At 39.7% G+C, this 11,844-nt stretch carries 11 protein-coding genes; 4 read left to right on the top strand and 7 right to left on the bottom strand.

The window, feature by feature from the left end; genetic code table 11:
* Window positions 1-20 precede the first annotated feature (20 nt).
* From HZA08_08870 to HZA08_08855, 4 genes are all read left to right on the top strand, one after another.
* Window positions 21-2,450, top strand: a complete 2,430-nt coding sequence (locus HZA08_08870) for a fibronectin type III domain-containing protein (GenBank protein ID MBI5193536.1) — start codon at window positions 21-23, stop codon at window positions 2,448-2,450.
* A 96-nt stretch (window positions 2,451-2,546) separates the two neighbouring features.
* Window positions 2,547-3,377 carry a hypothetical protein gene (locus tag HZA08_08865; protein MBI5193535.1) on the top strand — a complete coding sequence of 277 codons (831 nt, stop codon included), beginning with the start codon at window positions 2,547-2,549 and terminating at the stop codon, window positions 3,375-3,377.
* Window positions 3,364-3,675 (top strand): fibronectin type III domain-containing protein, encoded by a 312-nt coding sequence (locus HZA08_08860; GenBank protein ID MBI5193534.1) that lies wholly within the window; start codon window positions 3,364-3,366, stop codon window positions 3,673-3,675. The genes HZA08_08865 and HZA08_08860 overlap by 14 nt, the downstream gene beginning before the upstream one ends.
* 25 nt (window positions 3,676-3,700) lie before the next feature.
* Window positions 3,701-4,732 carry a hypothetical protein gene (locus tag HZA08_08855; GenBank protein ID MBI5193533.1) on the top strand — a complete coding sequence of 344 codons (1,032 nt, stop codon included), beginning with the start codon at window positions 3,701-3,703 and terminating at the stop codon, window positions 4,730-4,732.
* A 9-nt stretch (window positions 4,733-4,741) separates the two neighbouring features.
* Here HZA08_08855 and HZA08_08850 read toward each other — a convergent pair whose 3' ends face one another.
* The 7 genes from HZA08_08850 to HZA08_08820 all read right to left on the bottom strand — a co-directional run bounded on the left by HZA08_08850 (window position 4,742) and on the right by HZA08_08820 (window position 11,711).
* Complete coding sequence (locus HZA08_08850) at window positions 4,742-5,392, bottom strand: glycosyltransferase (GenBank protein MBI5193532.1); 651 nt, start codon at window positions 5,390-5,392, stop codon at window positions 4,742-4,744.
* 323 nt (window positions 5,393-5,715) lie between these two features.
* A complete protein-coding gene (locus tag HZA08_08845; GenBank protein MBI5193531.1) occupies window positions 5,716-6,831 on the bottom strand; it encodes a glycosyltransferase family 4 protein in 1,116 nt (371 codons plus the stop codon).
* An 11-nt stretch (window positions 6,832-6,842) separates the two neighbouring features.
* Complete coding sequence (locus tag HZA08_08840) at window positions 6,843-7,598, bottom strand: class I SAM-dependent methyltransferase (GenBank protein ID MBI5193530.1); 756 nt, start codon at window positions 7,596-7,598, stop codon at window positions 6,843-6,845.
* Window positions 7,599-7,639: 41 nt separating this feature from the next.
* Entirely contained in the window at window positions 7,640-8,785 is a 1,146-nt protein-coding gene (locus tag HZA08_08835) for a glycosyltransferase family 2 protein (protein ID MBI5193529.1), read from the bottom strand.
* A gap of 8 nt (window positions 8,786-8,793) precedes the next feature.
* A complete protein-coding gene (locus tag HZA08_08830) occupies window positions 8,794-9,843 on the bottom strand; it encodes a hypothetical protein (protein MBI5193528.1) in 1,050 nt (349 codons plus the stop codon).
* A gap of 123 nt (window positions 9,844-9,966) precedes the next feature.
* Entirely contained in the window at window positions 9,967-11,094 is a 1,128-nt protein-coding gene (locus tag HZA08_08825) for a glycosyltransferase (GenBank protein MBI5193527.1), read from the bottom strand.
* Entirely contained in the window at window positions 11,094-11,711 is a 618-nt protein-coding gene (locus HZA08_08820) for a phenylacetate--CoA ligase family protein (GenBank protein ID MBI5193526.1), read from the bottom strand. Before HZA08_08820 ends, HZA08_08825 begins: the two co-directional genes overlap by 1 nt.
* Between the last annotated feature and the right edge of the window lie 133 nt (window positions 11,712-11,844).

The following is an 11,844-nucleotide window of genomic DNA, read 5'->3' as shown; positions in this document are numbered from 1 at the left end:
TTTGATAGAAGGGGGCATAGATGCAAAGGGTGCTACAAAGCAGACAGTATGTACGTGCACAAATAATCAGTCATCTGTCATATATTTGTGTATACATATTAGTTATCCTCTTTGGAATTATACCTGCCGCCAACGCTGGCCAGGCAATCCTTTCATGGGATCCGCCAACAACGAATACAGATGGAACAACATTAACCAACCTCGCGGGTTACAAGCTCTATTACGGGACATCTTCAGGAAATTACAGTACGGTAATTACTGCAGGTAGCGTTACAACTTACACAGTAACCGGTTTGATTGACAATACCACATATTACTTTGCTGCAACTGCATATGACGCTTCAGGAAATGAGAGCACATTTTCTAATGAAGTCTCGAAGACTATATCCGCATCATCTGATGTCACAGCACCAGTTATCTCAAATGCCACTACAAGCAGTATTACGAGCGACTCAGCAACTATCTCATGGACAACGAATGAGGCATCTTCATCACAAGTAGAATATGGAACAAGCATATCATATGGCCTATCAACGGCCATAGACAACACACAAGTAACATCTCACAGCATTACCTTAAGCGGGCTTACAGCATGGACTACATATCACTTCAGGATAAAGAGTCAGGATGCAAGTGGCAATCTCACAGTATCATCTGATTTCACCTTTACAACTATCGCACCACCTGACACAACACTGCCAACCGGCACTATATTGATTAATGGTGGGGCCACATATACCAGTTCTGCTTCAGTTACATTAACCCTTTCCTGTAGTGATGCGGGGACTGGATGCAGCCAGATGCAGTTATCAAATGATGGAACAACATGGAGCACCCTGGAGTCTTTCGCTACCACCAAATCATGGACTCTATCCGGCGGTCAGGGAAGTAAGACCGTTTATGCAAAATATAGAGACGGCGCAGGGAATACCTCTACAAATTATACAGATACAATTTCATTGGACAGTGCGGCTCCTGCCCTTTCAAGCATAGGGACAAGCGGGCTATCCAATAACTCTGTAACAATTACATGGACAACTGACGAAATCTCCACTTCACAGGTCGAATATGGAACTATCACAACTTATGGTTCATCCTCACCCCTCTATAGCAACAACGTCACAAGCCACAGCGTTACACTCAACAACCTGTCAGCATCAACGACTTATCACTTCCGCGTAAAAAGCAAAGATGTTGCCGGGAATCTTGCAACATCTGATGACTACACATTTATTACAACAACGCCGCCGGACACCACAGCGCCTGTAATCTCAGGTGCTGTTGCAACCAACATTACAACTACCGGAGCAACCATTACCTGGACTACCAATGAGGCCTCCTCATCAAAGGTTGAGTATGGGACAAGTCAGACTTATGGAAGCCAGAGTAATGTTGACAATACCCTCGTCACAACTCATTCAGTTGTGCTTTCAGGGCTAACACAGAATATGACATACTACTTCAGGGTAATATCAAGCGATCAGACCGGGAATCAGGGCATATCGGCAGGGTCTAATTTCACTACCCAGAAGGTGGCTCAGCCAGATACACCAACTGCAATTCAGGCTCTTACTGTAAGAGTTGGGGCAAGTTCAAGGAATTCTGTAATACTCGACTGGACTGCCACTGGCGCAGATGGGGTTGAGGGGACAGCATCAGCCTATGACCTGAGAATGTCCACTCAGAAGATAATAGAGGATGGACTTACCACTGCACAAGGTGAAATAACCTTTTCTAACGCGGTTCCGGTGACCGGAGTTGCTGCTCCTAAGGCAGCAGGATCAACTGAATCAGTACAGGCAGGTCAACTGGAGACAAATAGCATATATTTCTTTGCCATAAAGGCAGTAGATGAGAAGGGAAATGTATCAGGGATTTCCAATGTAATTAACAGCAATAATCTTCCCCCGCTGCCTGTTACTTCAATACGGCAAGGATACACCATGATATCATTACCACTTGTCCCGTCCACAACGGATGTTCAAACACTATTCGGTGGTATTGTAGGCGCTACGGCAGAGTTATACTGGTGGAGCTCAAACGGGCTTGGCGGCTCTGATGGTGCATTCATAGCAGAAACCAATGTCGTAGCAGGCTATGGATACATGCTCAAGTCTAACACGGACAATGCCGTTCTTAATATCACAGGGACTGCGATCACTGCCCCAAGCATGGCCATTCCACTACAACCAGGCTGGAATATGATAGGGAACCCGTACACAAGTGAAGTGGCTCTAAGAAATACATATGTCAGAAGGCTGAGCACTGGTGAATTAAAGAACTACGAAGATGCTGTCATAGCCGGCTGGATTGGTAACGCAATCTATAACTTCAATGGAAGCACATACGACTTCAATATGTACACCGACGCCACCATCAAACTATGGCAAGGCTACTGGGTTTCTATATTGCAAGGAGACCAATACGAGCTGGTAATATATAAACCATAACCACCTCCTCCTAACCATTGAACAATCTTCAAAATACCCTCTCCCCAAGGGAAGAGGGCAAGGGTGAGGGGGGAACTTTACGGAGGCAACATAAAAATGTATAAGATTCTCAGCACTATCATCCTAACAACCCTACTAATATTAAGCAGTACCATCACAGGTTCAGCAGCCTGGCAACTCACCCTCGATGTGTCAACGTCGGATCCAAACTCCGACACCGGCACAGCCTCAAACAAGCTAACCATTGGAACGGAACAGAGTGCCACAGACACGTATGATAATGCGTTTGACACTGTAGCCCTGTTAAAAGGTCCCATACAGGCATATCTCGTGCATCCTGAATACGCCGCTGAACAGCAGAAGCTATGGAGAGACCTTCGCTCAGATGCACTTCCTAAGGAATGGACAATTGAGGTCAACTCACCAGTAGAAGGTAATACCATAAACATAAAGTGGGGTCTCAATGCTCCTGATAATTTAAACTTTACACTTATAGATCAGGATAGTAATCAAGAAGTAGGCATGAGGGCCTCTTCCGAATATTCCTATAATAGTACACCCAATTCTCAGAAGAAATTTCTGCTCAGGGTGTCTGAAAATGCAACCGTCAGTACAAGTGGTGGTGGAAATGGTATAAGTGGGAATAACAGCAGTGGCACTGGAACTAAGGGTGGAGGATGTGGATACATTAAAAATGTTGTAGGAGATGGGGAATATCCGGGAGCTTCAGGTTCTGCGGCCTTAAACATGGTAATCCTGTTTACCCCATTAATATGGCTGACAATACGGCGGGTTGTATTTTCAGGTGTGATAGTATATGTTATAAAAGGAAGAAAAGAAATTTATAGAAGACATTATGGAGAGAAATATTATCCGTGCTTCAATCTACCTGTTTCTTTTAGCACTGGCGATTTTGACACTAAATAGTTGTGGAAATGGTGGAGGAAGTGAAACAGTCGGAAGTGACAACTCTGCAAAACTCTCGTGGGATCCACCAACTACGAATGCAGATGGGACATCATTGACCGATCTGGCAGGATTTAAAATATATTATGGAACATCATCGGGTATTTATACAGAAATGGTAGAAATAGCCAATCTTCAAACAATCGAATATACGATAGAAAACCTTACACCCGCTACCTATTATTTTGCCGTAACAGCGTATGATACAGCAGGAAATAAAAGTGATTATTCGAACGAAGTAAGTAAGGTTATCCAATGAGCTTTAAAGGAGGCTTATTATCACAATGATAAAAATATCATTAACAATCGTATTGTTTGGTTATATGCTTATGTTTAACTATCAGGCCGTTGCACAGCCCAACATAACAAACGTATCCGGAACCGTCAGTCAAAGCGCAACAGTCACAGTTACCGGAAGTGGTTTTGGAACAAAAGCACTGGGATCTCCGCTTTGGTGGGATGATGCTGAAACGGGCACTGTTTCAGCTAACTATAACAGCGTAATTGGAAATAATATATATTCAGCAGGTTCAGGGCAATTTAGTTCTAATTCCACAAGATACCTTCAGTTTGAATCATTTAACAATTATACAATTCGGTGGGCATCAAAACCAGTTGGGACAACACTAAACAGAACTATAGCTTTTTTTAAATGGCGGTGGGACCCGAACTTCACTTTCAATACTTCTGGAGGTACTGGGAATGAAAAAATATTTATGTGGGGGGATAATTGGGATGGTGCTGCCCCGAATATTGGCTTATGCACGAGGCATGAGTTTCAAAAAATATATTTGTGTAACGTGTCCCCCGAAACCTCATGGGGAAATTTTACTGCGGTAGCAGGCCAGTGGTATGATTTTAAGGTGATATTAGACATAGATTATAACGGGACGTACGGTTCAAACGGTTCTGCGAGTATATATGTGGATAATGTCCTGATATCAAGTGGGACTGGTATTTCCTTTTCTGCCACAAACGACCCTGGGGTTCAGGAGCCTCATATTGGAGGATGGGTAGGTTCCAGTTCAGGAAGGGCTGGAGATATCACATACGCAGATAACATATACATAGATAATACATGGGCACGAATTGAAATTGGTAATGCTTCTACCCTATCAGCTTCGACCATTAGAGAAGTTCAAATCCCTTCCGCATGGACGGACACTTCTATAACGATAACGGTTAATCAGGGTTCTTTCAATAATCTTGATAACGTTTATCTGTACGTTTTTGATGCTAACGGTAATGTAAATGCAAAAGGATACTATATCTGCCCAAAATGTCCGAGGGCTCCAACCAATCTTAGGGTTCAATAAAAGGACAAATCAAAATCTAATTATCTTCTTTAGAATGTTAAAGTTTGTATCCCATTTATTTACCATGTGGTTCCTGTATTCACATATTTCCTCTTGCAGGAGTTTTTTATTGGCGATAGCCACTTTTATAGAGCTTGCAATATCGTGACTTGTATTATCTGTGTGTACGCATCCTTTGCTAAAATATTCCGTTAAGGAGCGTGTTTTAGAAAGTATATAGGGCTTGCCAAGTGATATTGCTTCATATGCACCGCATAAAAGACATCCCTCTCTTGTTGTTAAATCAATTATAATATCTGCTGCGTTCAACAGGTTTACATATTCACATTCAGATAAGAATCCTGTTAGAATTATATTTTCCGGTAATTCCCTTGGTAAAGTATTAGTTGCTTTCTTGTTGTCACCAGTTATGTATATCACAATGTTTTTATCGAGTAGGTTGCCGGCATTTATAACTTCAAGGTATGGTTCATCCCACGAGAAGCTACAGATAAAGACAACATTTGTATGACCTTTGAGTTTTATCTCTCCGGTTGGGGAAAGATTAGGTATTTTATCCGGCAATACAAAGCCCTTGCCTCCGTTCTGCTCCACGATATCTTTTAAAAATGAATTTGTTACGATTGTAATGTCGGCATGCCTTTGGATGAATCTGCTCAAAATATTGAGACTCCTATATTGCCCGCCAAAAGGGAAGATGCCTGAGGTGTGAGAATCAATCACCAGTTTTTTCAGGAATGTGCGCCGACACAAAACAGCAAGTAAGGAAAGCACGAGAGAAGGATTTTGGACAAATAGAATGTTAGGTTTTATGATAATGAGCTTATAGATAGTTTTTAAAGAAAGAGTAAGATATCTTAAAAATCTGTTCTTCTTATAAACAAAAATGTAAAGTGGGATATCGAATGATTTGCATAGTTCTTCCGTTCTTCGATGTTCCAACCAGGTAATCCATATTACCTTATACATATATTGATTGTTGATCAAGTGGGTTGTAATGATGTAAAGTTTTCTGTCACCAGTTTTTGGTAAACATCGATATACCTTTTTGCCATAGAATCGGCACGGAAATTATCTGACACTTCGGTAAAAGCATTCTGGGCAATCCATTTTCTTAGGGGTGGATTTGTGTATAGTTTTTCAATTGCATTAGCAAGCGAATCCACATCGGTTGAGGGAACAAGTATTCCTGTATGATGGTCTTTTAACACCTCTTTCAATCCACCTACTGCAAAGGCAACAACTGGAACCTTAAGATACATCGCTTCAAGAAGGGTATAAGGTAGTCCCTCATTCAATGAGGGCATTACCAGAAGATCCAGGTTTCTCAGGTATGTGTATATGTTTTTTTGAAAGCCCATAAAGTGAACTTTGTCTGAAATCCCATTTCTATGGCAATATATCTTGAGCTCATGCTCAAGAGGGCCACTTCCCAGAATGTAGACTTTGATTCCACTTAAATGCGCCAAGTGTTTAAGTGCTTTCAGTAAGTAAATATGGCCCTTTACTTCCGTTATCCTTCCTATAATTCCAATATTAAAAAAACCGGACGTCTTGCCATTCGCTGAGTGAATAATCGGCTTGATTCCATTATAGATAACAAGATTTTTAAGGCCTTTAGGGTTTTTAAAGTTATTTTGCATTTCCTTTGAGACGTAAACTATGGCATTAAGAAGAAATCTTGAAACCACCCTATCAATGAGAATGTTGAATATCATTTTGTAATGTCTAAGCCCTTTCGCAGGTTCTATTATCCCATGTTCTGTCTTGATTAACTTTATCCCGGATATCTTTGCAGCGATTCCCGCCAGAATGGTTGCTTTATAACCATTTGTATGAACTACGTTTATATTTTTTGTTTTTAGAATTTTGTTAATTTTAAAAATAGTTGTTAAATCATATTTGAATCTTTCTTGCACGAGTTCTATAGATATCTTCGATTCTTTTAACTTCTCGTAGAGAAGTCCTTTATGAAGGACTATTACAGTCAGGTCTATCTCAGAATCCTTGGTTAGATATTCTGAGAGAGTATACATGAATTGTTCTACTCCACCATACAATTCACCGGCGGAACATAAGGCAAGTTTAATCTTACCCATTTCTATAAAACTCAAAGGGTCTGCGTTTTTTTCTCTAATATGACGACAATATTAGTTCTCAAATTCTTTAAACAATTTTTCATCAGAATCCTTATCCATAATAGTTCCAAAATAACTAATGGGGGCAAGACAATCAATCTTGCCGATGAAACGGTGAGCCTTATCATCTTTATGTTAAAACCAGTGCGAACGGCCACCTCTTTTATGGCTCCGGGTGTATTTATCAAGTAATAAGTAGTAAAAGTATCTTCTTCCTTACGGTTATCCAATAATTTGACCAACTTCTTTTGAAAACTTGTAGGAATCAACCGGCTAATCATCGCAGAATAACTATTTAAGTTCGTCGTATGAAAGATAAAAATTCCGCCTGGTTTTAATATAAGACTTACTTCTTTTAGAGTTTTCTCAGGGTATTTAACATGCTCGAGTACCATATTGCTGGTGATTACATCGAATGTCCCGCTCTTGAAAGGAAGCGAAGCAATATTTGCGCGAACCTTAAGACTGATTGATCGATGTTTAAGAAGTGATTCATGTTCATAATCGATACCTACGATACTATCGCAGCTACGAACCAATACTTTCTCCGCCTCTTTACGCCAAGCAGGAAGAATTTGATGACCGCAACCCAAATCCAGCCATACAGAATCTTTATTGATGTGCTTTTTAAGTATCTCCTCATAAATTAATTGGGAGTGTTTTAGCTGAGGTATTATAAGGTGTTCAAGGAACCAATAGATAACCTCCAATCTTTTTCTAATTGACATATTCAGTCTACCCTTTATTTCTTTGCAAGAGAAAGAAATATTCAACTGCGCTTAGGGATCCAGGAAATAATACGTTTTCCCATTAAAAAATTTAAAGTGCCGACTATGGCTGCAAAATTCACCAGCAGAAAATAATATGGAACTGAGAAAATAAATATTTTTTTACCGTTTTTATTTAAATAGAATCCCAATATTCCTATAAGACAGAAAAAGACAATGATATATAAGAAGATTTCGTAGCGATAATCTGTCTTAGAAAGAAAAATAGAAGTGACTATTGAACCTAAAAAGCAGAAGCCAATTTGCCACCTAAGAATTTTATGTGATATGAGTTGAAAAACCAAGAAAGGATACCTTAAGAAATTGAACAATTCAAAATGATTAAAAAGACCTGCCAAGCCGCGCAGAACGACCCGTTCCCTTGTGTTAAATTCATCGTGAGTATTTGTCGTTGCTTCTTCATATGCAATCGCATCCGGCTCAAAAATTACATTATACCCTTGTCCTAGAACCAGCAGGGGAGAAACCAGATCACTGATGATTTCAGGTTTTAAGGGAATATAAGCCTTGTTGCGGATTGCGTACAAGGGGCCATCTACTCCTACGAGCGACCCAATTTTGCCTTCTAACCTTTTTAGTATTTGCTCGTACTTCCAGTAAAGCCCCTGTCCTTCCTCAACTATATTCCCCCTCTTTTGCGTGTATATAATTCTGCCGGCGACACAGCCAATCTTTTCGTCCTCAAAATGTTTGACTAATGCTTTCAGCGCTGCCTGATTGCATAGCGAAGCTGCGTCCATAAATATAATAATCTCACCATTTGCCTTTGCCACACAATCATTCTGAACAGCTGTTTTACCGCGATTTTTTTTAAACGCAAATAGCTTTAGATTTCGTTGCTGATATTGGCTGACAATTTCGTTTGTTCTATCCGTAGACCCATCGGAGCCCACAATGATTTCTACCAAGGCTTCCGGATAGTCCAAGCTTAAGATGTTCTCAATTTTGGAGGCAATAAATTTTTCCTCATTGTAGGCGGATATAATTATGCTGATTCTTTTGTTAAAGATGGGAGATGTTTTTATTTCTGGTATTTTATAGAAAAAATTAAGTACGAACAACAATATTGGATATCCCAAATATACATAAAATATCAAACCTATAAAAACCCAGAAAGTAAATTCCATAATTTCCATTACATTGAATTTTTATAAGGTTTTATTAAATAATCACGATATTGATTCGGATCTCCTGACATTCCTACTTCTGCAGCCCGGATGATATTATACGCCTCTCTAGCTGTAACATAATGCAATATATAGTTCACACCATCATTATACTTTGTTTCGAGATATGAATATATTTGATCCATCGTATCACCCAGGAATATATTCATGCTGTCTGGTAAAGCACCGTGTGTATGGACCTTTATAAACTTCCAATCAGGTTTGCCTTTTACATGAATATTTGCCTTAACCCATTGATCTACTGTAGCGGATGATAGCGAATTGCCGGCCTCAACACCACCATTCTCTATCTTTGGATAAAAAGTAAATTTTAGATTTATTAAGTTAAAATTGAGTGTCAATGGACCTTGGACAATCATTAAATCACCGGTAATATCCGCCCTGTTGACGGTGACATCTATCCCGGAATTGTACGATTTCGGTTTTGAAGGATTATCAGTAGCGTAATATATGCTATTAATTTTACGAGGTTGTGCATCAGTATTGATTGCCGGGAAGGTAAAATCAGCGTAACAGCCTTCTTCCTTTAATATGATTAGTTCATTGTTCACCCCACACAGGTTTTCATTTCCAATTTTTATCGAATTATCGAGTGCCCAATTGCCGTGCACAAATCCAAATGCTATCTGGCCTTCCACGGTTACCAGTGCTCCAACCTTGTTGAAAATATATTTAGCATCCTGAAGTTTGTGCCGTAAAGTTTCTTCAGTGTCATTATGGTGATGAAGGTGAAGTTCTATCTCACCAAAACCCCTTGCAGTAAGCTCGGTGAGTATCTGCAGTTGTTCAAGCCTCTCGCCTGCATGTTCTGATGGATAGAACCACGTATGTCTTGGTGCCTTCCCGTCCGCATCGTGATGTTTTTGGGCTATTCCAGGATATTTTTTAACCCATTCTTTTACAATATCGGTATTTGGACCCGGTTCAAAATGATCTGAAATGAGAAACATGATATGAACCGGCTTCTTGATGTCCTTTCTAATCCAGCGTTGTTTCACGACCCAGAAAAGATAAGAGGAAAACCATATATAAATTTTCTTGGTGATAATTTTATACCCATAGACTATACCAACAACCAATAAAAGGCATATTAATAACTTCATGACTTTTAAATAGCCCCACTAAACAAGAAGATGGGCATAATAATTTTCCAGGTTTTCAATCATTTTTTCTGTCGTGTATTTCTGTCGTATTTTATGTTTTGAGTTGTTCCCCATCGTCAGTCTTAATTCATCATTCCGGATAAGCATTAAGATAGATTCTGCCACGGATTGCGGGTCTCCTGGAGGGACTAAAAACCCGTTTTCACCTGGGGCGACAAGTTCTCTATTTCCTCCTACTTCCGTCGCAACAGTTGGAATGCCTGCTGCCATATATTCGAGAAGAGCATTGGAAAAACCCTCGGAGTCTGAGGTAAGTACGCCGATATCTATGATTGGCAATAATGAGGTAATATCATCACATTGTCCTGCAAATATCGTTTTGTCTTTGACATTCAGGTCCATTGTCAACTCAACGAGTTCATTTCTAAGGTATCCATCACCTATGATAAGGAACGAGACATTTCTTATTACGCGACTTATGATAGCAGATGCCTTAATAAAAATATCTACTCTCTTAACTTTGCGGTTAAGGTTGGCAACGCATCCAACTACAATATGGTCATCTGGTATCTTCAGTTCTTTCTTGATGGCGGTTCTATTGCCCTTGTCAACCCTTTCCCAGAATATAGAATTGATGCCATTATAGATTACATCTATTTTGGAATGCGGAACCTTTTCCTCTTTTGAAAGATTATTTTTTATGGCTTCCGCGTTTACCATAAACCGATCAACAAATCTGTTGACAATCCTCAAATAAGTTAAAAGCTTTTTATTATACCAGAAACCCATGTCCCTGCGACTTGAAATGATCTTTCTTACTCCTGCAAGTCTGCCGGTTATAACGCCTAATAAGTTGGCATCTATAAAAAAGGTTTGGACAATGTCAATCTCTTCCCGTACAAGAAAAGACCTGAAGAATTCGATCTTTTTGAAAATATCAAAAGACTTAAAACTCTTCACATCGAGAAGAAGCTTCATGCACTCTATGTCAGTATTTTTCAACATTTCAGAATCTCTAAGGCATACCAGGTAACTCTGAACTTTCTTAGGGTTTATATTTTTTATAATCTCGATTAACTGTTTTTCAGTGCCACCTATGTTCAATGCGTCAATAACGAAACAGATTTTGATCGGTTTTCTATCCATTAGTTTGAGTTATTTTTCAAGAAAGGGCTTTTCGTAGAATAAACGTATTTGAACTTTCCTGAACTCTCCCTCGGGATATCTTTCATAAATATAAACTTGACGTTAACACTGCCGCCTAAGATTTTCTTGCAGTTGCTTTCAATGATCGTCAAATATCGCTCCTCAAATCCATTTAGTTTAACGATGTTAACCAGGAGACTATCGACATCCTCCTGGACAAACTGGCATCGCGCAGGGATATTGTGTTTATTTACAACCTCCACAAAAAGATATCCTGGTTTGGGGGTACCATCTTGAGCAATAAGGATATCCCTGTCTCGGCCGATAATCTTATCGATCAGCAACAGGTTAGAGCCGCAGGGGCATTTTCTGTCGGTGACAACCGCTACATCGCCTATCTTGTATCGTATTAATGGCATTCCATAATTAAAAAGATCGGTTACAACAATTTCTCCCATTTCTCCAGAAGATGCCTGTCTGCCGTCTTTTAGAAATTCCAAGTATACACCTTCGGCGAAAATGTGCATTCCATCGTGCACGGAACACTCGCAGGCAATCACACCGGATTCTCTTGTTCCATACTTTTCAAAAACGGGGCATTTAAAAATATCTTCCAATAGTCGCCGCTGATAAGCATATAGATTTTCTCCCGTGCAAGATATCGCTTCAACCTGAAGGTCTTGAACATTATTTCTTTTAAGATAGTCGGCAAAGATATACAACAAATTTGGAAAGCATTTTATAACACTT

It is taken from the genome of Nitrospirota bacterium (genome assembly GCA_016212215.1).
Lineage (GTDB): Bacteria > Nitrospirota > 9FT-COMBO-42-15 > HDB-SIOI813 > HDB-SIOI813 > JACRGV01.
Note: the sequence above shows the minus strand (reverse complement) of the source record. Positions and strands in the feature narration are given on the sequence as shown.

Coding starts and splice junctions, on each gene's coding strand:
- HZA08_08855 (MBI5193533.1), top strand. CDS start 3,701: ATGATAAAAATATCATTAACAATCGTATTGTTTGGTTATATGCTTATG.
- HZA08_08870 (MBI5193536.1), top strand. CDS start 21: ATGCAAAGGGTGCTACAAAGCAGACAGTATGTACGTGCACAAATAATC.
- HZA08_08840 (MBI5193530.1), bottom strand. CDS start 7,598: ATGTCAATTAGAAAAAGATTGGAGGTTATCTATTGGTTCCTTGAACAC.
- HZA08_08825 (MBI5193527.1), bottom strand. CDS start 11,094: ATGGATAGAAAACCGATCAAAATCTGTTTCGTTATTGACGCATTGAAC.
- HZA08_08865 (MBI5193535.1), top strand. CDS start 2,547: ATGTATAAGATTCTCAGCACTATCATCCTAACAACCCTACTAATATTA.
- HZA08_08835 (MBI5193529.1), bottom strand. CDS start 8,785: ATGGAATTTACTTTCTGGGTTTTTATAGGTTTGATATTTTATGTATAT.
- HZA08_08845 (MBI5193531.1), bottom strand. CDS start 6,831: ATGGGTAAGATTAAACTTGCCTTATGTTCCGCCGGTGAATTGTATGGT.